This is a genomic window from Ornithinimicrobium avium, assembly GCF_003351765.1.
Classification (GTDB): domain Bacteria; phylum Actinomycetota; class Actinomycetes; order Actinomycetales; family Dermatophilaceae; genus Ornithinicoccus; species Ornithinicoccus avius.
The window spans coordinates 621,029-644,860 of the sequence record NZ_CP031229.1 but is presented as its reverse complement, the minus strand read 5'-3'; the positions used below and the strand labels follow the sequence as shown (position 1 = coordinate 644,860).

At 72.8% G+C, this 23,832-nt stretch carries 21 protein-coding genes; 8 read left to right on the top strand and 13 right to left on the bottom strand.

Annotated elements, in window-relative coordinates; genetic code table 11:
- The first annotated feature begins 142 nt into the window (after nucleotides 1-142).
- The gene (locus tag DV701_RS03025) at nucleotides 143-880 is read left to right on the top strand and encodes an NUDIX hydrolase (protein WP_228255190.1); all 738 of its coding nucleotides are present in this window, start codon (nucleotides 143-145) and stop codon (nucleotides 878-880) included.
- Here the strand turns inward: DV701_RS03025 and DV701_RS03020 are convergent.
- Nucleotides 877-2,268 carry an FAD-binding oxidoreductase gene (locus DV701_RS03020; RefSeq protein ID WP_114927013.1) on the bottom strand — a complete coding sequence of 464 codons (1,392 nt, stop codon included), beginning with the start codon at nucleotides 2,266-2,268 and terminating at the stop codon, nucleotides 877-879. The two genes, DV701_RS03025 and DV701_RS03020, sit on opposite strands and share 4 nt — an antisense overlap.
- A 65-nt stretch (nucleotides 2,269-2,333) precedes the next feature.
- Between DV701_RS03020 and DV701_RS03015 the strand changes: the two genes are divergently transcribed.
- Nucleotides 2,334-2,891: a GNAT family N-acetyltransferase gene (locus DV701_RS03015; RefSeq protein ID WP_202863615.1), complete on the top strand. Its 558-nt coding sequence runs from the start codon at nucleotides 2,334-2,336 to the stop codon at nucleotides 2,889-2,891.
- Nucleotides 2,892-3,003: 112 nt separating this feature from the next.
- Here the strand turns inward: DV701_RS03015 and DV701_RS03010 are convergent, their stop codons facing one another.
- Nucleotides 3,004-3,696, bottom strand: coding sequence for an alpha/beta fold hydrolase (locus DV701_RS03010; protein WP_114927012.1), 693 nt, complete (start codon nucleotides 3,694-3,696; stop codon nucleotides 3,004-3,006).
- 218 nt (nucleotides 3,697-3,914) lie between these two features.
- Here DV701_RS03010 and DV701_RS03005 point away from each other — a divergent pair, with 218 nt between their 5' ends.
- A complete protein-coding gene (locus DV701_RS03005; RefSeq protein WP_114927011.1) occupies nucleotides 3,915-7,283 on the top strand; it encodes a S8 family peptidase in 3,369 nt (1,122 codons plus the stop codon).
- Nucleotides 7,284-7,381: 98 nt separating this feature from the next.
- Nucleotides 7,382-7,759 carry a single-stranded DNA-binding protein gene (locus DV701_RS03000; protein ID WP_114927010.1) on the top strand — a complete coding sequence of 126 codons (378 nt, stop codon included), beginning with the start codon at nucleotides 7,382-7,384 and terminating at the stop codon, nucleotides 7,757-7,759.
- A gap of 8 nt (nucleotides 7,760-7,767) precedes the next feature.
- Here DV701_RS03000 and DV701_RS02995 read toward each other — a convergent pair whose 3' ends face one another.
- The gene (locus DV701_RS02995) at nucleotides 7,768-8,838 is read right to left on the bottom strand and encodes an acyltransferase (protein ID WP_162802762.1); all 1,071 of its coding nucleotides are present in this window, start codon (nucleotides 8,836-8,838) and stop codon (nucleotides 7,768-7,770) included.
- A gap of 37 nt (nucleotides 8,839-8,875) precedes the next feature.
- Here DV701_RS02995 and DV701_RS02990 point away from each other — a divergent pair, with 37 nt between their 5' ends.
- Together DV701_RS02990 and DV701_RS02985 are read left to right on the top strand one after the other, a co-directional pair.
- Nucleotides 8,876-9,724, top strand: coding sequence for an aldose epimerase family protein (locus DV701_RS02990; protein ID WP_162802761.1), 849 nt, complete (start codon nucleotides 8,876-8,878; stop codon nucleotides 9,722-9,724).
- A 13-nt stretch (nucleotides 9,725-9,737) separates the two neighbouring features.
- Complete coding sequence (locus tag DV701_RS02985; protein ID WP_228255189.1) at nucleotides 9,738-11,210, top strand: AI-2E family transporter; 1,473 nt, start codon at nucleotides 9,738-9,740, stop codon at nucleotides 11,208-11,210.
- A 75-nt stretch (nucleotides 11,211-11,285) separates the two neighbouring features.
- Here DV701_RS02985 and DV701_RS02980 read toward each other — a convergent pair whose 3' ends face one another.
- Complete coding sequence (locus DV701_RS02980; protein WP_114927008.1) at nucleotides 11,286-11,471, bottom strand: CsbD family protein; 186 nt, start codon at nucleotides 11,469-11,471, stop codon at nucleotides 11,286-11,288.
- A 101-nt stretch (nucleotides 11,472-11,572) separates the two neighbouring features.
- Here DV701_RS02980 and DV701_RS02975 point away from each other — a divergent pair, with 101 nt between their 5' ends.
- Nucleotides 11,573-12,964 (top strand): MFS transporter, encoded by a 1,392-nt coding sequence (locus DV701_RS02975; protein WP_114927007.1) that lies wholly within the window; start codon nucleotides 11,573-11,575, stop codon nucleotides 12,962-12,964.
- A gap of 68 nt (nucleotides 12,965-13,032) precedes the next feature.
- On the opposite strand, the gene DV701_RS02970 is transcribed toward DV701_RS02975, so the two are convergent.
- From DV701_RS02970 to lnt, 4 genes are all read right to left on the bottom strand, one after another.
- Nucleotides 13,033-13,392: an RNA polymerase-binding protein RbpA gene (locus DV701_RS02970; RefSeq protein WP_114927006.1), complete on the bottom strand. Its 360-nt coding sequence runs from the start codon at nucleotides 13,390-13,392 to the stop codon at nucleotides 13,033-13,035.
- A gap of 210 nt (nucleotides 13,393-13,602) precedes the next feature.
- Nucleotides 13,603-14,151, bottom strand: a complete 549-nt coding sequence (locus DV701_RS02965) for an FxsA family protein (protein WP_114927005.1) — start codon at nucleotides 14,149-14,151, stop codon at nucleotides 13,603-13,605.
- Nucleotides 14,152-14,161: 10 nt separating this feature from the next.
- Complete coding sequence (locus DV701_RS02960) at nucleotides 14,162-14,947, bottom strand: polyprenol monophosphomannose synthase (RefSeq protein WP_114927004.1); 786 nt, start codon at nucleotides 14,945-14,947, stop codon at nucleotides 14,162-14,164.
- Nucleotides 14,944-16,461, bottom strand: coding sequence for an apolipoprotein N-acyltransferase (gene lnt, locus DV701_RS02955; protein WP_228255188.1), 1,518 nt, complete (start codon nucleotides 16,459-16,461; stop codon nucleotides 14,944-14,946). The genes DV701_RS02960 and lnt overlap by 4 nt, the downstream gene beginning before the upstream one ends.
- 282 nt (nucleotides 16,462-16,743) lie before the next feature.
- Between lnt and DV701_RS02950 the strand changes: the two genes are divergently transcribed.
- Nucleotides 16,744-17,955 carry an IS110 family RNA-guided transposase gene (locus tag DV701_RS02950; protein ID WP_114930661.1) on the top strand — a complete coding sequence of 404 codons (1,212 nt, stop codon included), beginning with the start codon at nucleotides 16,744-16,746 and terminating at the stop codon, nucleotides 17,953-17,955.
- Nucleotides 17,956-18,294: 339 nt separating this feature from the next.
- Here DV701_RS02950 and kal read toward each other — a convergent pair whose 3' ends face one another.
- The 5 genes from kal to kdd are packed head-to-tail and all read right to left on the bottom strand — an operon-like array spanning nucleotide 18,295 to nucleotide 23,745.
- Entirely contained in the window at nucleotides 18,295-18,708 is a 414-nt protein-coding gene (gene kal / locus DV701_RS02945) for a 3-aminobutyryl-CoA ammonia lyase (RefSeq protein ID WP_114927002.1), read from the bottom strand.
- Nucleotides 18,705-19,478, bottom strand: a complete 774-nt coding sequence (kamE, locus tag DV701_RS02940; protein WP_114927001.1) for a lysine 5,6-aminomutase subunit beta — start codon at nucleotides 19,476-19,478, stop codon at nucleotides 18,705-18,707. The genes kal and kamE overlap by 4 nt, the downstream gene beginning before the upstream one ends.
- Nucleotides 19,475-21,082: a lysine 5,6-aminomutase subunit alpha gene (gene kamD / locus DV701_RS02935; protein ID WP_114927000.1), complete on the bottom strand. Its 1,608-nt coding sequence runs from the start codon at nucleotides 21,080-21,082 to the stop codon at nucleotides 19,475-19,477. Before kamD ends, kamE begins: the two co-directional genes overlap by 4 nt.
- Nucleotides 21,083-22,645, bottom strand: coding sequence for an amidohydrolase (locus tag DV701_RS02930; RefSeq protein ID WP_114926999.1), 1,563 nt, complete (start codon nucleotides 22,643-22,645; stop codon nucleotides 21,083-21,085). It lies immediately after the preceding gene.
- Nucleotides 22,642-23,745, bottom strand: coding sequence for an L-erythro-3,5-diaminohexanoate dehydrogenase (gene kdd, locus DV701_RS02925; protein ID WP_114926998.1), 1,104 nt, complete (start codon nucleotides 23,743-23,745; stop codon nucleotides 22,642-22,644). The genes DV701_RS02930 and kdd overlap by 4 nt, the downstream gene beginning before the upstream one ends.
- Nucleotides 23,746-23,832 lie beyond the last annotated feature (87 nt).

The window sequence follows — 23,832 nt, the reverse complement described above, 5'->3', positions numbered from 1 at the left end:
ATCGGCGTCCCTGTCGTCCGCCCTGCGGGTGAGGCAGGTCATCCTCGAGACGGATCCGGGTGGTGACGACCCTCTGCTGAGTGGGCCGAAGCACTGCCGGTACGGTGCCCGGAGGCGAGGGTCACGGTGATCAGGAGGCGCGGTGGAGCAGGAAGCGGCGCACGTCATACCTGCCCCGATCCCGTATGACGCGCACCTGCGGGAGCGGGTGCGGACGCACCTGGCACGGCACGAGCGCCGGGTGGTGGCTCCCGGGGACGACCGGCGGGCGGCGGTGGCCCTCGTCCTGGTCGACTCCACGCAGGAGGATGCCGAGCTGGTGGCCACCTACCCGGACGGGACGGAGGTCGAGCGGCCCTTCGGGCTCAACGAGGGGCTGCGGACGGCGGCGGGGGGAGCGGCGGTGCTCGTGTGCCGAAGACCGCTGCACCTGCCGCGGCACGCCGGGCAGTACTCGCTGCCCGGGGGCCGGCTGGAGCCCGGTGAGGACGTGGTGGCCGCGGCGCTCCGGGAGACCCGCGAGGAGGTCGGGATCGACCTGGGGCAGGACCGGGTCCTGGGGCTGCTGGACGACTACGTGACGAGGTCGGGCTTCGTCATGACGCCGGTCGTGGTGTGGGGCGGGCCGGTCACCCTGCGCCCGGATCCCGGTGAGGTGATGATCGTCTACCGGGTGGGGCTGCACCAGCTGGACCGGCCGGGGTCGCCGTGGTTCACCACCATCCCCGAGAGCGACCGTCCGGTGGTCGCGCTGCCGCTGGGCAGCACGGTCGTGCACGCCCCGACGGCGGCGGTGCTCGTGCAGCTGGGTTGGCTGGGCCTGCACGGCCGCGACGACCCGGTGGCGCACTTCGAGCAGCCGGTCTTCGCCTGGCGCTAGCCGGGCGTGCCGCGGCTCTCGAAGACGGTGCCGGGGTTGAGCAGGCCGTGCGGGTCGAGGGCCGCCTTGATGCGGTGGTTGAGCTCCATCGCCTCCGGGCCCAGCTGGGAGGCCAGCCAGGGCTTCTTGAGGCGCCCCACGCCGTGCTCGCCGGTGATCGTGCCCCCGAGGCTGATCGCCAGCTCCATCACCTGGCCGTATGCCGTACGGGCCCGGGCGGTCTGGTCCGCGTCCGCGGGGTCGAAGACCAGCAGCGGGTGGGTGTTGCCGTCGCCGGCGTGCGCGACGACGGCGATCAGGACGCCGTTGTCCTCGGCGATGCCGGCGACGCCCTCCACGAGGGCGCCCAGCTGGGGGACGGGCACGCCGACGTCCTCGAGGAGCAGGGAGCCCTTGCGCTCGACGGCCGGGATCGCCAGGCGTCGGGCCGCGACGAAGGCCTCGCCCTCGTCCGGGTCGTCGGTGTGCATGATCTCTGTGGCACCGTGGCGCTCGCAGACCGCGGCGACCGCCTCGAGCTCCTCGCGGGCGTGGGAGGAGGGCTCGTCGGACTGGACGACCAGCAGGGCGCCGGCGTCGCGGTCCAGACCCATCCGGGTCATGTCCTCCACGGCGTTGATCGTGGCGCCGTCCATGAGCTCCAGCATGGAGGGCCGCATCGTGCGCGTGATCTCCACCACGGACGCGGTCGCGCCCACCACCGTGGGGAAGGTGGCCACCAGGGTCGTGGCCGGCCGCGGCTGGGGGAGCAGGCGCAGCACGATCTCGGTGACGATCCCCAGGGTGCCCTCGCTGCCCACGAAGAGCTTGGTCAGGGACAGGCCCGCGACGTCCTTGACCCTCGGGCCGCCGAGCGTGACCGCGGTGCCGTCGACCAGGACGACGGTCATCCCGAGGACGTAGTCCATGGTGACCCCGTACTTCACGCAGCACAGCCCGCCGGCGTTGGTGGCGACGTTGCCGCCGATCGAGCAGATCTCGAAGGAGGAGGGGTCGGGCGGGTACCAGAGGCCCTCGGCCGCCGCGGCCGCCTTGACCTCGGAGTTGAGCAGGCCCGGCTGCACGGTGCAGGTCCGCGTGGCCGGGTCGACCTCGATGCGCCGCATCCGCTCGGTCGAGACCACCAGGCAGCCGTCCAGCGCGGAGGATCCGCCGGACAGACCGGTGCCGGCGCCGCGGGTGATGATCGGGACGCGGTGCTCGGCGGCCCACCGGACCGCGGTCTGCACGTGCTGGGTGCTCTCGGCCCGCACGACCGCAAGCGGGACGCCGGCGTCCGGGTCCTGCGACCGGTCGAAGCGGTAGCCGCCCATCCGGTCCGGGTCGGTCACCACGACGTCGGCCGGCAGGTCGGCGACGAGCCGGTCCAGGGCTGGGGGAGTGGGCATGGGGCCATGATCGCACCCGCGTCGGCGCGACCGCTCCGGGGGAGCCGCTGGCTAGGGTTGCTCCGGTGGAGAGTCGACGGGCAGGAGCGCGCCTGCGGTTCCGGCGGGCCGACGGCGCTGACACCGCGGCCGCGCAGGCCGCCTACCGCACGATCCTCGAGCACCTGGCGGCGACGGTCGACTATCCGCACTGGCACAGCGAGAACCACCCGACCCCGGCCGAGGTGCAGGCCTGGGTGCAGGGCGGGCAGCTGTACCTCGCGGTGGACGACGCCGACGCCGGCGCCGTCGCCGGGGTCGTGGTGCTGAACCACGACGCCCCGGACGCCTACCTGGAGGCCCCCTGGACCATCGACGCACGGCCCCTGGAGGCGCTCATGGTCCACGCGCTGGGGGTCACCCCGGGCTTCCTGCGCCAAGGTGTCGCGAGGTTCCTGGTCGACGCGTCGCTGGACGTCGCCAGGCAGGCGGGGTGCCGGGCCGTCCGGCTGGACACCTACGTGGGGAACACGCCGGCCCGCCAGCTCTACACCGGTTACGGCTTCACCGACCTGGGCGTCCACACCCTGCACTACGAGGGCACGGAGCTGGACCGGTTCCACCTCTTCGAGTACGTGCTCTGAGGCGGGCGGGGAGGCGGACGCGCCCTGCTGACCAACCGCGCTTTACATAATGTGACTTATCGGCGTTAGTCCGGGACGGGGCGTCACAGCGCCCACCACACGTGCGCCGAGGTCACCCCAGGAGCGCCAGGACGGCGTCCAGGTCCTCGACGTGCGCGTTGTGCCCCAGGCCCCTGAGGGTCACGGGCACGTCCACCAGGGCCGCCAGCTCCTCGTGCGAGACGAGCCGGTCGTGCTCACCTCGCGCGAGGACCACCCGACAGGCCGCCGCCCCCAGCAGCTGCGGCATGTCGAACGCCCCCACGCCGAACGTCCGAGGGTCCTGCGCCAGCGTCCAGCTCCCGTCGCCGCGGGACGCGGTCCCCGCATCGACCACCGGGTCGTCGGCCGCCACCAGCCCTGTGAGCCCGGCGACCTTGAGGAACCGCTCGGCCGCCTCGTCCCGGGTGGCGAACGTCCGCGGCGGCTTCTGGGCCAGGGCTGCCACGTGGGCCAGCTCCTCCGGCGACCACCTGACCTTGATCCCGAGACCGACGACGCTGCGCACGCGTCCGGGAGCCAGCGCGGCCAGGACCAGGGCGACGACCCCGCCCATCGAGTGGCCCACGACGTCGACCGGCCCGTCCGGCAGGTCCTCCAGGACCGCCCGGGCATGACCCTCGTAGCTGTAGGACGGTTCCCACGCCGCCCGACCGTGGCCCGGGAGGTCCGGCGCCGACGCGACCCCGCGCCATACCCCTCCCACCGCTCCGAGGCCGTGCAGGAGCACCATGGCCATGACGACGTCCTTCCGGTCGAGTGGCATCCGTCCCACCACCGAACCTACCGTCCTGGCGACTCCCCCACCGGCCGGCCCGGGAAGGCTCTCTCGTGATGACGCTAGACACAACCCGACACCGGCCGCCATATAGGGCGTTTGCCCGATGCGCGCACCCGCAGAGGTCCACTAGCGTCGGAAGGTCCGCGCCACGGACGCGTCTCCCGACACCCGGCCGAGAGGCGCACCTTCACCGAAGGAGCGTCATGCCATCCTCGTCCTTCTCGCCACCCGGATCGCGCCGGACACCCCGCCCTCGCAGGGCCGGGGCGGCGGTCGCGGTCCTGGGCAGCCTGGCCCTCGCCCTCGCCCCCAGCGTCGTCAGCGCCGCGCCCCAGCAGCACCCCACCGGCCCGGCCCCGACGGCGAGCCCGGGCGGCGTCGACCTGCCGCTCGACGGCGCGCCCACGTCACCCTCGCAGCTGCGTGACGAGCCCCGGCAGGTGTTCGTGCAGCTCGCCGGCGAGGGAGCCGCCGACGCCGCCCAGCACGCGCGCGGTCGCTCCGCCAAGGTCCGCGCGGCCCAGGCCGCCAGGCACGCGGCCAGGAACAAGGGTCAGCAGGTGCTCTCCCGGGCCAAGGGGCTGGACGCGCAGGCGCAGGAGCTGTGGTCGGTCGGCAACGCGGTGCCCGGCATCGCGATCAGCGCCGACAGCGACGCGCTGCGTGCCGTCGCGCAGATGGACCAGGTGGTCAAGGTCAGTGCCCTCATCCCCAAGCGCCCCGTCAACTCCAACGGCGCCGAGCTGACCAACGTCCTGAAGACCTGGCAGGACACCGGGACCTACGGCGACGGCGTCACGATCGGGATCATCGACACCGGCACCGACTACACCCACGCCGACCTTGGCGGCCAGGGCACCACGCAGGCGTGGCACGACGCCCGGGCCGCAGCAGCCAGCGCCGACTGGCGCGACAGCCTCACCGCACTGGCCGCGGCCAAGGTGGTCGGCGGCTACGACCTCTCCGGCGACGACTACAACGCCGACCCCCAGGCCCCCGACTACCAGCCGACTCCCCACCCCGACGAGAACCCGATCGACTGCTACGGGCACGGCTCGCACGTCGCCGGGATCGCCGCCGGCTACGGCGAGGACGCCGACGGCTCCACCTTCACCGGCACCTACGGGGACCTGACGTCCAGCGACCTGGGATCGATGCGGATGAGCCCCGGGATGGCCCCGGCGGCGCAGATCTACTCGCTGAAGGTCTTCGGCTGCACCGGTTCGACCGACCTGGTCATCCCGGCCCTGGACCGGGCGCTCGACCCGGACGGCGACGGGGACCTCGGCGACCACCTCGACATCGTCAACCTCTCGCTCGGGTCCGACTACGCCACCGTCGACGACCCCGAGAACGACGTCGTCGACAGCCTCGCCGAGCACGGGGTGCTGCCCGTCATCGCGATGGGCAACGCCGGTGACCTCACCGACGTCGGGGGCTCCCCGGGCAACGCCGTGCGCTCGCTGGCCGTGGCCAGCAGCGTCGACGACTTCCAGATGCTCGACGGGCTCCGCGTGGACGCGCCCGCCGACGTCGCGGGCATCGTCCCGGGGCAGAACTCCGTGGCCTACGACTGGGCGACCGAACCTCCGGTCACCGGGGACGTCGTGGCGCTGAGCGGGGCGAACAGCGACGGGTGCGGCCCGCTCGGCCCCGCCGACGCCGCCGCCGTGGCCGGCAAGGTGGCCTGGCTGACCTGGGACTCCGACGACGGCACCCGCCGGTGCGGCTCGGCGGGCCGGTCGGCCAACGTGAAGGCCGCCGGGGCGATCGGCGCCGTGTTCACCGGGGACGTGTCCCCGTTCACCGCAGGGATCACCGGAGACGCCGACATCCCGGTCTTCCAGCTGACCAAGGCCTCCACCGAGACGCTCCAGCCCGCGGTGGAGGCCGGCACCCTGGTGGTCACCTTCGACGGCGCTCTGGCGCTGACCGTGAGCGACGTCGACCCCTCGATCACCGACCTCGTCAGCTCGTTCAGCTCCCGGGGCACCCACGGCTCCATCGGCGTGGTCAAGCCGGACGTGGCTGCACCGGGTGACTCGATCGTCTCGATCGGTGTCGGTTCCGGCGACGGCGCCCTGAGCGAGTCCGGCACCTCGATGGCGACCCCGCACGCCGCCGGCATCGCGGCGCTGGTCAAGGAGACCCACCCCGGGTGGACCGTCGAGCAGCTCAAGGCGGACCTGATGAACACCGCCGCCCACGACGTCTGGAGCGAGCCGAACCAGAGCGGTCACGCCTACGGTCCCGCCCGCGTGGGCGCCGGCCGGGTGGACGCGGCGGCCGCCGTCGGCAACACCGTGGTCGCCTACTCCACCGACGTCCCGGGCGGCGTCAGCGCCTCCTTCGGCGTGGTCGCCGTGCCCATCACCCAGGCCACCGCGACCAGGACCCGCACCGTGACGGTGGCGAACACCGGCGGCTCCCCCGCCACGGTCACGCCGTCCTACGACGCCGCGGTCGAGCAGCCTGGCGTGAGCTACTCGGTCAGCCCGGGCACCCTCACCGTCGGCGCCGGCCAGACCGGCAGGGTGGTCGTCACGATGAGCATCACCACCGCCGAGCTGCGCCACTCGATCGACCCGACCATGGCGCCCGAGCAGAGCAGTGTCCCGCGTCAGTACGTCTCGGACGCCTCCGGTCGCCTGGTGCTGACCACTGCAGCGGGTCAGCACCTGCGCGTCCCGGTCTACGGGGCGGTCAAGCCCACCTCACAGACCTCCGCGTCGGTCGTCACCACCGGCCACGGCAAGAAGGCCACGAGCCGCATCGACTACTCGGGCCACGGCTTCACGCTGGGCTCGGGCAGCGAGTCCTTCACGTCGTTGACCTCGGTGTCCACCCTCGGCGCGACGAGCCCGCAGCTCCCGGCGTGCGGCGGGTCGACGACCACCGGCTGCACGGTCAACCAGACGGCGGTCGCCGGCGACCTGCAGTACGTGGGCGCCGGGTCCTCCCCCACCCCGACCGGGTATGCCGACGGCTGGCTGTGGTTCTCCATCGCCACCTACGGCGACTGGGCCACCGTCGGCAACAGCACGATCCCCTACGTCGACCTCGACACGACCGGGGACGGCCAGGCCGACTACGAGGTCTATGTGCAGAACCTCACGGGGACCGACGTGCTGGCCGCCTGGCTGGTCGATCTCGCGTCCGGCCAGACGATCGACGCGGAGCCGGTGAACTTCACGTTCGAGGAGTCCAACGTCTTCGACACGAACGTCCTCACCATCCCGGTGTGGCCGGCGATGGTCGGGGTCACCGACACGGCCAGGTCCTACCCGATCACCTACCAGGTCGGCACGTTCAGCTACTACACCAACAACCCCACGGGCGACATCGACACCGCCGGCCCGGTGTCCTACGACGTCGTCAGGCCGAACATCGCGCCGCCCGAGCCCCTGTACTACGACCAGGCCGGCACCTCGGTCGAGCTCGGGCACGTCGGTCTGAACAAGTCGGGCGCCCCGCACTGCAAGGGCCACTGCCCCGACAAGCGGTTCAAGACGCTGGTGCTGCACCTCCACGGCGCCACCGGCGAGCGGGCGGAGGTGCTGTACCTGCCCTGACCCCGCCTTGTCCACTCCCAGGCGTCCTGCCGGTCCTCGTCCACAGGTCCGGCAGGACGGCTGGCGCGCGCCCGGACCTCCCGCCCACGATCGTAGGCATGAGCACCACACGAGGGAGGCAGAGCGGGGAGCCGTTCGAGGAGCCGGTGAACGAGGTCCACCTGGTCGGCCGGGTCAGCGGTGAGCCGACGGTCCGGGAGCTGCCCAGCGGGGACGAGCTGGTCCAGTTCCGGCTGGTCGTGCCGCGGGACCCCCGGCGTGGCCGCGCCGGGACCGCCGGGTCGAGGCAAGCCGTGGACACGATCGACGTCGCCTGCTGGGGCAGCCGGGTGCGCCGCTCCGCCGCCCGCCTGCCGGACGGACAGGCCGTGGAGGTGCGCGGGAGCCTGCACCGGCGGTTCTTCGCCGCGGCGGCCGGACGGGCCTCCCGTTACGAGGTGGAGGCGCGCACGCTGCGCAGGGTCGAGCTGGCGTGAGCCCACCGTCAGAGGACCGCGCGGACCACCGGCACGCGGCGCAGGCCGAGCACGAGCAGCGTGGTGACGACGGCGACCACGGCTGCACGCAACAGCAGCACCGGCCACGGGGCGACCGGCTCCCCCAGCACGCCGGTGTCGATCCCGACGAGCAGGACCAGGTAGTGCAGCCCGAAGATCCCGAGGGTGGCGCTGCCCACCGGCCCCGCGACCCGCATCACCGCCGGCCCGGCCACGTGTGCGAGCGCTCCCCCGTCGCGCACCGTGGTCTGGGCGAGCAGCAGCACGAGGACCGACAGCACTGCGACCGAGGGGCTGTAGTAATGAGCGCCGGACCACTCCTCCAGCCAGGCCGGCGCAGCCGGGTTGCGCCACTGCCAGCTCAGCAGCCCGCACAGCCCGACCACGGCCAGCGCGGACACCGGCACCCAGCGCCGGGGCAGCAGGACCCCGCGCAGGGCACGTCCCATCAGGTACGGACCCACGTAGGGCAGCCACCAGGTCCAGGCGACGTGGCTCAGAGCGACCCGCCCGTCGTCGGTGCCCAGCGGCCAGGTCGACAGCACCGGGACCGCGTAGGCGACAAGGGCAGCCACGAACAGCTCCCGGCGCGAGGCCCGCGCGACCCACGGCACCAGCACCGGGGTGAGGACCGAAAGACCCAGGACGATCCAGAAGAAGTAGAGGTGCGGTGCCACCCGGCCCTGCAGCACCAGGGCGAGCGCCGCCCGCGGTCCCTGCCACCAGCCGTCCCTGGTCAGCGCCATGTAGACCACGAAGACGACGTTCCACACCACCACCGCCGGCACGAGCCGCCAGGCGCGCTTGCGCAGGTAGGGCCCGCTCCCCCGGAACCGCGAGGGGTCCAGGGACAGCGCGCCGGACAGCATGACGAAGACCGGCACGGCCCAGAGGAAGGACAGGTCCAGCACGCGCGCGACCCACCCGTCTACGGTCGTGGTCGATCCCGGTCCCGCCGCGGTCGACCCCACGGTGTGGATGAGGACGACGCCGAGGATCGCCACGACGCGCAGCCACGTCACCCAGGCGAGCTGGTCCGCGACCCGAGGCTCCGGCATGGCCGCCACTGTGCCACGCGCCGCCTACGCTGGGCGCATGAGCATCCTGACGCCGCGCACGCACGCGGCCGGACGGTCCCGGCTGGTGGCCTTCGACCACGGTGCCCACCTGGCCGCCTGGTCGGTCGACGGCATCTCCCGCGTCTGGCTGTCCGAGCACGCCGTCCTCGACGGCTCGGCGGCGATCCGGGGAGGCGTGCCGATCTGCTTCCCCTGGTTCGGCGGCGGCCCGCAGGGCGGGCTGCAGCCCTCGCACGGGCTGGCGCGCACCGCCACCTGGCGCCCCACGGACGTGGTCGACAGCGAGGTCTGGGCCTGGGCGCTGTCCTCCGACGACGTCGCCGGTGACCCCGGGACGGAGCACCTGCCCGGCCCGTTCCTGCTCCGCTACGCCGTATCCCTCGACGTGCCGGCCGAGGTGCTGACGCTGGCCCTGCGGGTGACGAACACCGGTGAGCAGGACTATTGGGCAGAGGTGGCGCTGCACACCTATCTCGGTGTGGACGACGTGCGCGACGTGCAGATCCTGGGGCTGGAGGGCGCGGAGTACCTGGACAAGACCACCGGGCGCCGGGAGCAGCAGGACGGACCGCTGGTGCTGGTCGGCGAGACCGACCGCGTCTACGACCGTAGCGGGCCGATGCTGGTCGAGGACCGCGCCGCGCTGCTGCACCACGACGTGCGCCCCTCGGGCGCGACACAGACGGTGGTGTGGAACCCGTGGGCGGAGAAGACTGCGGGCATGAGGGACCTCGGCGACGACGAGTGGTTGCGCTTCGTCTGCGTGGAGACCGCGGCCACCGGCGACGGCGCGCTCCAGGTCCCGGCCGGTGGCACCGTGGAGGTCTCCTGCGGACTCAGCCAGCACCCCTCCCCCACGTCGTGACAGGCTTGGCCTCGTGACCGACACCATGTCCGGCGGGACGGACCCCGCCGACCTCGACGGCGACGACCGCCCCCCAGGCCGTCCTGAGCCGCGGCCCGACCCCGACGCGCCGGAGGGGGTGGTGGACCGCGGACCGCTCATCCTTCAGGGGCTTCGAGGCGCGGCCTCCTGGGCCTGGCGCTTCCTGCTCATCGCGGCGGCGCTGGCCGTGCTCTTCTACGTCGTCGGCAAGCTGTGGGTGGGGGTGCTGCCCCTGATCCTCGCCCTCATCGTCTCCACGGTGCTCTGGCCTCCCGTCCGGTGGCTGCGCCGCCACCGGTGGCCGGCGGGTGTGGGTGCGGCCACCGTGCTCCTCCTGGCGCTCGGTATCTTCGTCGGCAGCCTCGCCGCCATCGCTCCGAGCGTGGTCAACCAGGGGCAGCTCATCGTGCGTCAGGCCAGCCAGGGTCTTCAGATCGTGCACGACTGGCTCTCCGGTCCGCCCCTCAACCTGGAGAGCGCGCAGGTCAACGAGTACGTCGACCGCGCCACGCAGTGGTTGCAGGAGCAGTCCAGCAACATCGCCTCCGGCGTGCTCAGCGGCGTCTCGACCGCAGGCTCGGTCCTCGTGACGCTGGCGCTGGTGCTCGTGCTGACCTTCTTCTTCCTCAAGGACGGGGACCGGTTCCTGCCCTGGCTGCGTCGGTCCGTCGGTGCCTCGGCCGGCATCCACCTGACCGAGGCGCTGGCCCGGATGTGGACGACTCTCGGCGGCTTCATCCGGGCCCAGGCCCTGGTGTCGCTCGTCGACGCGGTGTTCATCGGGCTGGGCCTGCTGCTCCTGGGTGTGCCCATGGCGTTCGCGCTGGCGCTCATCACCTTCTTCGCCGGCTTCATCCCGATCGTGGGTGCGGTGACCGCCGGTGCGCTGGCAGTGCTCGTCGCGCTGGTCTCCTCCGGCTTCATGACCGCCGTGTGGGTGCTCGTCATCGTGCTGGCCGTCCAGCAGCTGGAGGGCAACGTCCTGACCCCGCTGCTGCAGAGCCGCAGCATGGACCTGCACCCGGGGATCATCCTGCTCGCGGTCGCCGCGGGCGGCACCCGGTGGGGCATCGTCGGCGCCTTCCTCGCCGTGCCCGTCACCGCGACCGCTGTGAGCCTGCTGCGTTACGCCAGCGAGCAGCTGGACCTGCGCACCGGCAGACGGCGCGCCGACGAGGTGCATCCCCTCACCGACCAGGGCCGCCGCGCGGCGCTCCTCGCCGAGGAGCAGGCACCCGTCGTCCAGATGCGCGCGCGGGAGGCCCACGACCGGGTCGAGCAGGAGCGGGGCGCGGCGCACGCGGCGGAGGGTACGGATCACCACGCGGCCCGCCGGACGGCGTCCCTGCGCGGGCGCGTGGTCGGGCCGATGGGTCTGATGGTCCAGCGCCGCCGGCACCGGGACACGGAGGACGGTCAGCCCCAGGACGGGCAGCCGCAGGACGCGGACACGACCAGGACCTGACCGGCCCGGACGAGCAGGACCGGCCGACGGGATGCACCCACCGACCGGCCCTCCTCGTTGTCGCGAGCCCGCGGCTCAGCCGTCGGTCGCGTCCTTCCAGGCGTCCTTGGCCTTCTCGCCGGCCTGCTTGACGTTGGCCTCGGCCTGGTCGCCGAGGCCCTCCGCCTGCAGGCGCTCGTTGTCCGTCGCGTCGCCGACGCCCTCCTTGACCTTGCCCTTGGCCTCTTCTGCGGCGTTCTGGATCTTGTCGCCCATTCCCATGGCTGGCTCCTTCTCGTCGGGGGTGCTGACCTGTCTACTCTTGACCAGGCTCGGCCGGGTCGCAACCGCTGGCGACCCCGCCCATGTGTCACGCTTCGGCCATGACCACGACGAGCGGCCAGCTCCGGGCCGATCCCGCCCTCGAGCGCACGAAGGGCCACCAACGGGCATGGGGCTGGTACGACTGGGCCAACTCCGCCTACGTGACCACCACGGGCACGGTCCTGATCAGCCCTTACCTGACCTCGCTGGCGCGCAACGACGCGTGCCCCGACCTGGCTTCCGGCGAGGTCTGCGACGCCACGCTGCGGGTGCTGGGCGTCCCGGTGGCGGTGGGGTCGGTGGCGCCCTACACGATCACCGTGGCCACGGTGCTCTCCGCGCTGGTCCTGCTCTTCGTCGGGGCCATCGCCGACCGGCACCCGCGCCCCACCTGGCTGCTGGGCGGGCTGGCCTGGGCCGGGGCGACCGCGGCGTCCCTGATGTTCTTCCTCCAGGGCACCAACTGGCAGCTCGGCGTGCTGCTGATCGTGATCGCCACGATGTGCCTGGGCGCCTCGCAGGTCGTCTACGACGCGCTGCTCAACCGCATCGCCCACCCCGACGACCGGGACAAGGTCTCCTCCAGGGCCTGGGCGCTGGGCTACCTGGGCGGCGGCCTGCTCCTCGTCCTCAACCTCGTCGTGCTGCAGACCTACGAGGGTCTCGGCCTGACCTACGGCATGGCGATCCGGCTCTCGCTGCTCTCGGCCGGTCTGTGGTGGGCCGTCTTCACGATCATCCCGGTCGTGGGCCTGCGCAGGATCCGGGGCACCACCGCGACCCCGGTGGAGCGCTCCGAGGGTGTGGTCGGCGGCACGTTCGCCCAGCTGCGGTCGACCTTCGGCGAGCTGCGCAACTACCCGCAGACCCTGACCTTCCTGCTCGCCTACCTGTTCTTCAACGACGGCATCCAGACGGTCATCGCCTCGGCCAGCCTCTACGGCACGGAGGCGCTCGGCTTCGACACCGCGCAGATGACCATCACGATCCTCGTGGTGCAGTTCGTCGCCTTCTTCGGAGCGCTCGGGTTCGGGATCGTCGCCGGGAGGCTCGGGGCGAAACGAACGGTGCTCGGCGGCATCGTCATGTGGACGCTGGTCGTGGCCTTCGCCTACTTCGTGCCCAGCGGCGCCTTCGGCGTCTGGATGATCTGCGCGGTCCTCATCGGCACCGTGATGGGCGGGACCCAGGCGCTGTCCCGCTCGCTGTACTCCCAGCTCGTGCCACGGGGCCGCGAGTCGGAGTTCTTCAGCTTCTACCAGGCCATGGAGCGCGGGACCAGCTGGTTCGGCACGCTGGCGTTCGGCCTGATCTACCAGCTCAGCGGTTCCTACCGGCCGGCGATCCTGGTCACGATCGTCTTCTTCGTCGTCGGCGGCCTGATCCTGACCCGGGTCCGGATGCGCGAGGGGATCGAGGCGGCCGGCAACGAGCAGCCGAAGGTCGTCTAGCTGCTCGGCCAGCGCAGGACGGCCCCGGACCGTGGTGGTCCGGGGCCGTCAGGCGAGGTGTGCGGTGCTCAGGCGGTGCGCTTGCGGCTCGACTTCTGCCCGCGCTGGATGCGCAGCAGGTCGAGGCGCTCCTCGAGCAGCTCCTCCAGCTCGGGGATGGAGCGGCGCTCGAGCAGCATGTCCCAGTGGGTCCGCTGGTGCTTGGTCGGCTTGAGCTCGGGCTCGGGCCCGTCGACGAGCTTGGCGTCCAGGCCGCAGCGGCACTCCCACAGTGGCGGGATCTCGGCCTCGACCGAGAAGGGCAGCTCGCTGATGTGCCCGTCGGGGCAGATGTAGCGGGTGATGCGACGCTCGCTGAACGTCACGCCCTCGTCGCTCTCGAAAGACAGCCAGCTCAGGTTCGTTCCGCGGAGGGACCTCTCAGCCATGTGCACTCCAATCGTGTCGGTGACACGGAGAATTTCGTCGGTCGGTCATGTGCATCGTGTGACTCACGTTTCAACGCGGCCGGGAGCCACGGTGTTCCCTCCCGGCACGCAGGCGTCACGGCGTCCCGTCGGAGGACGGCGCAGCACGGGGAAGTCTTTCAATGGTAGCGACAACGGCCCGACAGGGCCAGTCGGACAGGTCTGCGCAGCTCAGGGTCCCAGGCGGGTGGGTCCCTGCCAGGTCCCCGGCGCGGGCTCCTCGGAGACGACCTCGCCCTCGATCACGTCGCCGCGTCCGGGCGCGGAGGCTCGGCGAGGACCGGTGGGCATCCCGGCCACGACGCGCAGGCGCAGGGCCTGCTGGGCGACCACCAGCTGGAGCAGCCGGCGAGCCAGCGGGCGGGTGAACGGCAGGATGAGCACGAGCCCGACGACGTCGCTGAGGAAGCCGGGCAGGATGAGCAGGAAGGCGCCCAGGCCGACCAGCATCGCGTCGGTGGCCTCGTCGGTGGGCATCCTGCCGGAGTCCACGGCTCGCCGCAGCGCCCCGAAGGTGCGCCCGGTCTCCCTGCGGGCCAGCCAGGTGCCCACGACCGCCATCCCGATGAGCAGCAGGATGGTCCAGCCGAGCCCGATCGAGCGGCCGACCGCGATGAGGACGACGATCTCGAGCAGGGGCAGCAGGACGAGCGCCACGAGCAGCCAGCGCACCCAGCTGCGGCGGCGCGGTCGGGCTCCGGGACCGGCGGTCATGCTCATCGAGCTCCTCCTACAGGTGGTGCCAGGTGGAACGTCGCACGCGGCCCAGACGTTCCCGCAGCTGGCGCGCGCGCCGCTGCACGCCCCATACCCCGACCCGCACGGCGGCCTCGCGCACGATGGAGTCGTCCATCTTGGAGGTGCCCACCTCCCGCTCGACGAAGGCGACCGGGACCTCCACGACGGTCAGTCCCCGGTCCACCGCCCGCAGGGTGAGGTCGACCTGGAAGCAGTAGCCCTGTGAGGCCACGTCGTGGGTGTCCATGGCGCGCAGCGCGGAGAGGCGGTAGACCCGGAAGCCCGCGGTGGCGTCGCGCACGTCGATCCCGAGGGCCAGGCGAGCGTAGGTGTTGGCGCCGACGGACAGTGCCCGGCGGTGCAGCGGCCAGTTGTGCACCGAGCCGCCGGGCACCCACCGCGAGCCGACGACGACGTCCGCGTCGGCGGCCGCGGCCAGCAGCGAGGGCAGCTGCTCGGGCTGGTGGGACCCGTCGGCGTCGATCTCGACCACGGCGTCGTAGCCGCGCTCGTCCGCCCACCGGAAGCCGGCCAGGTAGGCCGGCCCGAGCCCCTGCTTGCCGGGGCGGTGCAGGACGTGGACCTGCGGGTCCGCGGCGGCCAGCCGGTCGGCCAGCTCGCCGGTCCCGTCCGGGCTGTTGTCGTCGAGCACCAGGACGTCGGCGCGCGGGACCGCGGTGCGGATCCGGCGGACGATCATCTCCAGGTTGTCGACCTCGTCGTAGGTCGGCACGCACACACAGAGCCGCTCGATCGGCGCGCGGGGGGTCTGGGTCACCGGGGCAGCCTACGGGCTCGCAGCAGCCCGGCCAGCACCACCACGAGGGCGGCCGGGGCGACCCACGGCCCAGTGGTCAGGGCCAGGGTGCGGGCACTGCGCAGCGGCAGCTCACCCACCAGGACGGCCTCGGTGAACAGCCCGGTGCGCTCGTGGACGACGCCGTCGGGGGTGATGAGCCCGGAGACGCCGACGTTGCTGATGTGGACCACCGAGCGGCCGTACTCGACCGCGCGGACCCGGGAGGCGGCGATGTGCTGCACCGACTGGTCACCCTCGCCGAACCAGGCGTTGCTGGTCGGCACGACGAGCAGGTCGGCGCCGCCGAGGACGACGTCGCGCACGGCGGGGTCGACGACGACCTCGAAGCAGATGGCCAGCCCGAGGTCGACCTGCCCCCCGTCGCGCAACGGGACCGGCATCACGCCGGGACGGTCCCCGGCGGCGAAGTCGGCGATCCGGTCCACCCACGGGCTCAGGTGCCGCATCAGCGGTCGCAGCGGCATGAACTCCCCGAACGGCGCCAGGTAGACCTTGCTGTAGGTCCGGTCCAGGCCCTCCCCCGGCAGGTAGCTGAAGACCATGTTCCAGGGAGGGCCGTCCGGATCCCCCCGGCGCGAGGTGCCGCCGAGGACGACGGGGGCGTCGACGTCCTCGACCGCCGCCATGATCCGCTCGGTGGCGAGCGCCCCGGTGCGCGCCCCGAGCGGGTCGAGGTCGGTCGCTCCCTCGGGCCACAGCACGAGGTCGGGGTATGGGGTGGTGCCGGCGCGCACGGAGGCCGCCAGGTCGTGGGTCCGGTCGGTGTAGCGCTGCAGCATGGTGCCGGGGTCGGCGGTCAGGGTGCGGGTGAAGCCGGGCGGGATGTCGCCCTGGACGGCGGCGACGGTGATCTGCTGGCCGGCGGTGGGGCGCGGGACGAGGAGGGGGGCCAGCACGAGGACGAGAGCTGCACCGAGGGCCGCGAGGGCCCGGACCCGGTCGGGTCGGCGGCGGTCCAGGAGCCGCTGCGCCGCCACGGCGAGGAGGCCGCCGACCAGTGCCACGAGGAGACCCAGTCCCGGCACCGCGACGAGGCTGACCGCGCCCAGCAGCGGGGAGTCCGCCTGGCTGAAGCTCAGTCGCGCCCAGGGGAAGCCGCCGAAGGGGGTGACCGAGCGGGCGTGCTCCATCAGCACCCAGGCCGCGGCTCCGACGAGGGGACGCACCGCTCCCCCGCGCTGGAGCAGCGCCAGGAGGGCCCCCAGCGCGCCCGGGTAGAGGGCGGAGGCGGCGCTCATCGCCAGCCACGGCATCGGACCGGCGTAGGTGCTGGCCCAGGCGAACATCGGCGTGAACCAGGTCAGGCCGAGCAGGACTCCGCACAGCGCGCCGGTGGTCCAGCGGGCACCGGCCGTCGCCAGCGCCAGGGCGCCGCAGCCGACCGGGGCGAGCCACCACACGTCGTACCCGGGGAAGGCCAGCAGGATCGCGACCCCGCCCAGGACCGCGAGCAGGAGTCGGTGGGGCAGCACGCGGGCCAGCCTAATGGGAGTGCAGCCACCTACTCCGAGGCAGTCTCGGGTGGGAGGCTGGGGCCGAGCCGTCGGCCGGTGAACACCGCTCTCAGCCTGAGGTCGCATGTGAACCTCTATACGTAGATCGTGTCCCGGCCCGCGGGTAGGTCGCCCGTTGAGTGCTACTGGGATGTCGTGCCCCTCTCGGTTCGTGGGTGAGCACTGATCCATTAGGTCGCTACCGGGGCGGTCTCGGCTCACCAGAGAAGGACATACCGACGAGTGCAGGAGGTGGTGGCAGTGATCTTCGTCGGCAACGACTGGGCAGAGGATCACCACGACGTCTACGTGATGGACGAGGCGGGCAAGAAGCTCGCGGCCAAGAGGTTCGGGGAGGGCATCGAGGGCGTCACGGCCCTGCACGCCCTCCTCGGTGCGCACGCCGAGGACCCCGCGCAGGTGCGCGTCGGGATCGAGACCGATCGGGGACTGTGGGTCAACGCGCTGGTCGCAGCGGGGTACCAGGTCCACGCGATCAACCCCAGGGCCGCCGCGCGGTACCGGGACCGGCACCATGTCAGCGGTGCCAAGTCCGACGCCGGCGACGCCAAGATGCTGGCCGACCTGGTCCGCACCGATGCGCACAACCACCGGCTCGTCGCCGGGGACAGTGCGCAGGTGGAGGGCGTCAAGGTCATCGCCCGGGCGCACCAGAACCTCGTCTGGTCCCGTTCCCGGGAGACCAACCGGCTGCGCAGCGCGCTGCGCGAGTACTATCCCGCCGCCCTCGTCGCGTTCGAGGACCTGGACCACCGCGACGCCCTGGCCGTCCTCGGCCGAGCACCCGACCCGCTCACCGGGGCGAAGTTGACCCTGTCCCAGATCAAGGCCGCGCTGCGCGCCGGCGGGCGTCGCCGCTACCTGGACGCCACCGCCGAACGGATCCAGGAAGGGCTACGAACCGAGCAGCTGGCCGCTCCGGCCCCGGTCGTCGAGGCCTACGCCGCGAGCACCAAGGCCCTCGTCGGGCTGCTGGTCGCGTTCAACACCCAGATCGCCGACCTCGAGACCCAGCTGGAACAGTCTTTTGAGCAGCACCCGGACGCCGACATCTACCTCTCGCTGCCAGGCCTGAGTGACGTCCTCGGCGCCCGGGTGCTCGGCGAGCTCGGGGACGACCCCGAACGCTTCGCTGACGCCAAGTCTCGCAGGAACTACGCCGGCACCTCACCCATCACCAAGGCCTCGGGCAAGAAGAAGATCGTGCTGGCCCGGTACGTGCGCAACAAGCGCCTCTACGACGCGGTCGACCAGTGGGCCTTCTGCTCCCTGACCGGCAGCCCCGGCGCCCGCGCCTACTACGACGAACGCCGCGCCGCCGACTACGAGCACCACGAAGCCCTACGCGCCCTGGGCAACCGATGGATCGGGATCCTGCACGGCTGCCTCAAACACGGCACGCCCTACGACGAGCACACCGCCTGGGCACACCGTCACCACGCCGCCGCTTGACAAGTTAGACCCCTGGGATATCTACGTGCCGCTGCCCCGAGGTACGGCCGGGCCCCGGCCACCTTTGGGGCCGAGACCGTGGCGGCTGGCGACCGGCACGGCCCCGTTGTCTACTCGGTGGGCGGGGCCCTGGCTCCCCCTGACGTCGTTGACGTTTGTCACGGGGACCCCACGAAACTATGCGGCCGGCGCGCGGGTGTCAACAGCAGGCTGACCTGCGACGATGCGGATCCCTGCAGGTCAGTGGGTGTGCTGCCGGCGACGTGCTGCGGCCCCCAGGAGACGTTCAGCGGCGTGTCTCCCGCGACACGCCGGACCCGTTGCGACGTAGGTGCGGGCTCAGCCGGCGGGCGGCACGACGACCGTGCCGCGGGCCCGGGTGGCGACCACCGCGGGCTCGAGCACGTCGGCGGCCGAGGCACCGCGACCGGTCGCGCCGCGCGCGGTGACGCGCACCTCGAAGTCCATCTCCCGGCTGCGCGAGCCGACCCGCACGAGCGTGGCGCTGACCTCCAGGCAGTCCCCGGCGCGGACCGGGGCGAGGAACTGCACCTCGCTGTAGGAGGCGAACAGCCCCTCGTCCCCGTCGGTGCGGATGCACAGCTCGGTGGCGACGTCGCCGAACAGGGCCAGGCTGTAGGCCCCGTCGACGAGGTTGCCGGCGTAGTGGGCGTGCGAGTAGGGCACGTAGCGGGCGTGCGTGACGCCCATGCCGACGGCGGCGGGCCTGGACGCGGGCTCGTGGGTGCTCATGCTGAGGTCCTCTCGGTGGTCTTCGGTGTCAGGGCGGCGTGGACGAGGTAGGAGGCGACCTCCGCGGGCGTGGTGCCCTTGCCGAAGATCCGGTCCACGCCGAGCCGCTGAGCCGAACCCTCCTCGAAGCGGGGGCCGCCGACCACCAGGAGCGGGACCCGACCGGCCGGGTAGGCCTCGCGGAAGGCCGCCGACATCTGGGTGGTGTTGTGGATGTGCGCGTCGCGCTGGGTGACGACCTGGGAGACGAGCACGGCGTCGGCCTGCTCCTCGCGGGCCCGCTCGACGAGCTCGGGGACCAGCACCTGGGCGCCGAGGTTGACCACCTGGATCTCGGAGTAGTACTCCAGCCCCTTCTCGCCTGCGAAGCCCTTGATGTTGAGGATCGCGTCGATGCCGACGGTGTGGGCGTCGGTGCCGATGCAGGCACCCACGACGACCAGGGGGCGGCGCAGCTCCTTCTTGATCACCGCGTTGACGTCCTTGGGGCTCAGCAGCGGGAAGTCGCGCTCGACCACGTGCACCGCGGAGAGGTCCACCAGGTGGCTGACGCTGCCGTAGACGACGAAGAAGGTGTGCGCCGGGCCGACCGCCTTGGCGTGGACGAGCAGGGCCGGTGACAGACCCATCTTGGCGGCCAGCTGCAGGGCGGCGCCCTCGGCCCGCTTGTCGTGCGGGACCGGCAGCGTGAACGACGTCTGCACCATGCCGTCGCCGGTGGTGTCGCCGTAGGGACGGATCACGGTGGGCTGCTCGGCCTTCTCGGTCATCGGGTGCCCTCCTCGAGCAGGGTGATGGCGGGGTTGTCGTAGTCGTCGGCGCGGCGGGCGACGCCGTCCAGGCCCTTGCCGCCGTCCTTGGGCCGCTTCATCAGGCCGAAGGTGCCGTCGCCGATCGCCTCGAGCAGCGGCGCCGAACCCTTCGGAGCCTTCTCGGAAGTGATCCGGTCCAGCAGGTCGACCGCCTCGGCGAGGACCTGGCGGGCGCGCGTCTGGACGAACCCGTCGCGGGGCGGGTGGAAGTCCTCGGTGAGGCCGCCGGCGGCGCGCTGCACGTAGCGCACGTTCTGCAGGGCCAGGTCGCGGTCGGACAGCCAGGGCGTGACGACAGCCTCGGTCATCATCCCCACCAGCAGGATCGACTGGCCGGTCATCGCGCCCGCCAGGTTGAAGAAGCCGTCGAGCAGGTAGCCCATGAAGACGTCGCCGGTCATGTGCTTGGTCGGCGGCATCCACTTCAGCGGCGCGTCCGGGAAGAGCTGGCGGGCCAGCAGCGCGTGCGCCAGCTCGAGCCGGAAGGACTCGTCCACCTCGGGGTTGATCTCGAAGGCGTGGCCCAGGCCCAGCTGCCAGTCCTCCAGGCCTGCCTCCTTGCCGAAGTACTCGTTCATCAGCTGGGAGACGGTGACCGTGTGCGCGGCCTCGACGGCGTCGGCGGTGGTCAGGTAGTTGTCCTCGCCGGTGTTGATGATGATGCCGGCGCGGGCGTGCACCTGCCGGGAGAAGCGCTGGTCGACGAAGGTGCGCACCGGGTTGATGTCCCGGAACAGGATGCCGTACATCGAGTCGTTGAGCATCATGTCCAGCCGCTCCATGCCGGCCAGGGCGGCGATCTCGGGCATGCACAGCCCGGAGGCGTAGTTGGTCAGCCGCACGTAGCGGCCCAGCTCCCTGCTCACCTCGTCCAGCGCGGCGCGCATGAGCCGGAAGTTCTCCTGGGTGGCGTAGGTGCCGGCGAAGCCCTCCCGGGTGGCGCCCTCGGGCACGTAGTCGAGCAGCGACTGCCCCGTGGAGCGGATCACCGCGATGACGTCGGCGCCGGCGCGTGCGGCGGCCTGGGCCTGCGGGATGTCCTCGTAGATGTCGCCGGTGGCCACGATGAGGTAGACCCAGGGTCGGTGCGGCGGGTCGCCGAGCCGGCCGACGAGCCGGTCGCGGGCGCGGCGCTGCTGGTCGATCCGGCGGATCCCGGGCCGGACGGCGCCGCGGGCGGCGCGCCGGGCGGCGGTCAGCTCGCCCTTCCTCTCCGGTGTGCGGAAGCTCACCGACCCCGTGGAGGCCTTTTGGGCGAGGGTGAGCAGGTCGGGCGCCTCCTCACGGCGCAGCGCGTCCCACACCGGGGTGGTCACGCCGTGCTCGAGGCCGACCTGGTCGCGGACGGCGTCGACGAGGTGGTTGACCCACGGCACCCGCTCGTGGTCGGCGCCCGCCAGGCCCGCCAGGCGCAGCGTCGCGCGCTCGACCGAGACGGTCGTGTGGCTGCGGGCGATGTCGACGACCGGCCGGCCCAGCCGTCCGGCCAGGGCGCGGGCCTTGCGGACGACCTTGGGGTCGAGCTCGAGCCGCGGGGGCGGGGCGACGGTGGTGGGGCTCACTCAGGCTCCTTCTCGCTGGTATGCGGTCACTCCGGCGACGACGGTGCGCCGCGCGACGGGGAGGGCACGGTCTGGCCCGTCGAGGACGGGCAGGCCGGTGGTCGGGTCGGTCTCCACCGCCCCCCCGGCACCGTCGTCCCAGACCACGTACGTGGCGGGGCCGCCGACGCGCAGCCGGCCCCCCTCGCGGCCGGCCAGCTCGTAGCCGCCGCGGGTGTGGGCGGCGAACGCCTCGGCCACCGTGAGCCGTTGCGCCGGGTTGTGGTGCCGGACGGCGGCGCGCACGGCCGCCCACGGGCCGAGCGGCGTGATCGGGCTGTCCGAGCCGAGCGCGATCCGCACACCGGCGTCGAGCATGTCGCGCAGCGGCACGGCCGCGAGGGCACGGTCCACGCCGAGGCGGGCGGCGTACATGCCGTCGGCCCCGCCCCAGAGTCCGTCGAACATGGGCTGGACGCTCGCCCAGATGCCGAGGTCGGCCATCGCGGCCAGCACGTCGGCGTCGGGCAGCTCGACGTGCTCCCACCGGTGACGGGCGGCACGTACGGCGTCGGGTCCCACGACCTGCGCGGCGAGCCGGACGCCCTCGGCCATGGTGCGCAGCGCGGCGTCGCCGATGACGTGACCGCCGGCCTGGACACCGGCCCGGGTGCAGGCGACGACGTGGTCACGGACCTCCTCGACCGTGAGGTAGGCCCAGCCGTGCTCCTCCGTGCCGGTGTACGGCTCGCTCAGGTGGGCGGTGAACGACCCGAAGGAGCCGTCGGCGCACAGGTCCCCGGCCAGCCCCAGGACGCCGAGATAGCCGGTCAGCTCGGCGACCGCCGCGGCGTCGTCGCCGATCTCGCCCCAGTAGGTGACGACGTCGGGCACGTCGGGCGCCTGCCCGGCCTCCAGGACCGAGCGGAGGTCGTCGTGGCTCGTCAGGTGCGGGGCGCCGGTCTCGTGCAGCAGGGTGATCCCGTGGCGTGCGGCGCTGGCCAGGGCGAGGCCGACGTGGCGTTCGCGGTCGGTCTGCGTGAGCGAGGAGGTGAAGGCGTTGGTGACCGCGGCGAAGGCCTCCCGGGTGGCGACGCCGGTCCCGTCCCAGCCGTCGAGGTCGGTGACGCGCGCGATCGTCGCCATCGCGGTCGAGACGCACGCGGAGTGGGCGTCCACCCGCGGCATGTAGACCACGCCGCCGTAGGAGGCGCGGTCCAGCTCCGCGGAGGTGACGGGCCGCTGCTCGCCCCAGCGGGTCTCGTCCCAGGAGTGGGCGTAGATCGGCCGGCCCCGCACGGAGCGGGCGGCCTGCTCCACCAGCGCCAGAGCCTGGGTCACCGACGTGGTGCCGGACAGGTCGACGCCGTCGAGGCCCTGACCGGTCATGGTCAGGTGCACGTGGGCGTCGCAGAAGCCGGGCAGGACGAGCGCGCCGCCGAGGTCGAGGACCTCGTCGGCGTCGGGGGCGTCGGCGGCGTCGCCGATCCAGGCGACGGTCGACCCGTCGACGAGCAGGGCGCTCGCCGGCGGCGCGCCGTCCGGCAGGTGGACGGGACCGCCGCGAAGAAAAAGGGTGCTCACGCCTGCCCAGTGTGCCCGGCGGTGCTCTCGGCGGCGAGGCGGGACTCGAAGAGTGCGCGCACGGCGCGGTTCCCCCGCAGCAGGGACAGGGCGTAGTCGGCGTGGCCCGGCGTGTAGCCGTTGCCCACCAGCATCGTCACGTCGGCGGCCAGGCCCTCGGCCCCGAGCGCGGCGGCGGAGAAGCTGGTCGCCATCGAGAAGTAGACGACCGTGCCTCCCTGGGCGGTGATCATGATCGCCGGCTGCTCGGCCCCCGGCACGTCGACGCAGACGACGGTGACGTCGACCGGTCCGCCTGCTCCGCGCACGGCCTCCTCGAGCGCCAGCGGGGCGCGCGCGTCGGCGAGGACGACCTCGTCGGCCAGGCCGGTGCCGCGCAGCATCGCGGCCTCGGCCTCGAAGGGCACGACCGCCACCACGCGACCGGCGCCCGCGTCGCGGGCGGCGGCCAGCGACAGCGAGCCGGACTTGCCGGCACCACCCAGGACGGCGACGGACGGGGCACGGCCGGAGACCGCATACCCCTGGACCACCCGGCGCACGAGGGCGGGCGCGCCGCAGACGTCCATCACCATGAGCGACAGCTCGGGGTCGATGTCCTCGGGCAGGACCGCGGCGATCGAGCGGCCGAAGAGGATCGCGTGCCCGGAGGCGGGCACCCGCTCCCCCGTCCCGTCCCAGCGCTCCAGGCCGTCGCTGATCGCCAGCGGGGTGAGCGAGAGCGAGACCAGGGTGGCGACGCGGTCGCCGACCCGCAGCCCGAGCGGGCTCTGCGGCCCCACCTCGGCGACGGTGCCGATGAGCATGCCGCCGGACCCGGTGACCGGGTTCTGCATCTTGCCGCGCTCGGCGACGATGCTCAGCACCTCGGCGCGTACCGCCTCGCCGTCGACGGTGCCGTCGGGGGCGGAGTTCTTCTCGCGCAGCTGGCGGTAGGAGGCGGCGTCCAGGTTGAGGACCTCCACGTCGATGCGCACCTCGTCCGGCGCCAGCCGGGGCGAGGCGTCGAGGCGACGGGCGGTCTGCGGCAGCGTCACGGCGGCCAGGTCTGCAGCGGGGTCGAGCACGCGGTGCACCCCGAACGGCGAGGAGAGCGGCATACCAGTCATCGTCCTTCCGCGACACGCTGAGACAGCAGATCGTCCTGCGTGTTGTCGCTTTCGCAGGACGTTGTCCTTATCATGGCA

Excerpts from the sequence above, each read along its gene's own strand:
- DV701_RS03020 (WP_114927013.1), bottom strand. The coding sequence starts at position 2,268 with ATGCCCACTCCCCCAGCCCTGGACCGGCTCGTCGCCGACCTGCCGGCC.
- DV701_RS03010 (WP_114927012.1), bottom strand. The coding sequence starts at position 3,696 with ATGCCACTCGACCGGAAGGACGTCGTCATGGCCATGGTGCTCCTGCAC.
- DV701_RS03005 (WP_114927011.1), top strand. The coding sequence starts at position 3,915 with ATGCCATCCTCGTCCTTCTCGCCACCCGGATCGCGCCGGACACCCCGC.
- DV701_RS03000 (WP_114927010.1), top strand. The coding sequence starts at position 7,382 with ATGAGCACCACACGAGGGAGGCAGAGCGGGGAGCCGTTCGAGGAGCCG.
- DV701_RS02995 (WP_162802762.1), bottom strand. The coding sequence starts at position 8,838 with ATGCCGGAGCCTCGGGTCGCGGACCAGCTCGCCTGGGTGACGTGGCTG.
- DV701_RS02990 (WP_162802761.1), top strand. The coding sequence starts at position 8,876 with ATGAGCATCCTGACGCCGCGCACGCACGCGGCCGGACGGTCCCGGCTG.
- DV701_RS02980 (WP_114927008.1), bottom strand. The coding sequence starts at position 11,471 with ATGGGAATGGGCGACAAGATCCAGAACGCCGCAGAAGAGGCCAAGGGC.
- DV701_RS02975 (WP_114927007.1), top strand. The coding sequence starts at position 11,573 with ATGACCACGACGAGCGGCCAGCTCCGGGCCGATCCCGCCCTCGAGCGC.
- DV701_RS02970 (WP_114927006.1), bottom strand. The coding sequence starts at position 13,392 with ATGGCTGAGAGGTCCCTCCGCGGAACGAACCTGAGCTGGCTGTCTTTC.
- DV701_RS02965 (WP_114927005.1), bottom strand. The coding sequence starts at position 14,151 with ATGAGCATGACCGCCGGTCCCGGAGCCCGACCGCGCCGCCGCAGCTGG.
- kal (WP_114927002.1), bottom strand. The coding sequence starts at position 18,708 with ATGAGCACCCACGAGCCCGCGTCCAGGCCCGCCGCCGTCGGCATGGGC.
- kamE (WP_114927001.1), bottom strand. The coding sequence starts at position 19,478 with ATGACCGAGAAGGCCGAGCAGCCCACCGTGATCCGTCCCTACGGCGAC.
- kdd (WP_114926998.1), bottom strand. The coding sequence starts at position 23,745 with ATGCCGCTCTCCTCGCCGTTCGGGGTGCACCGCGTGCTCGACCCCGCT.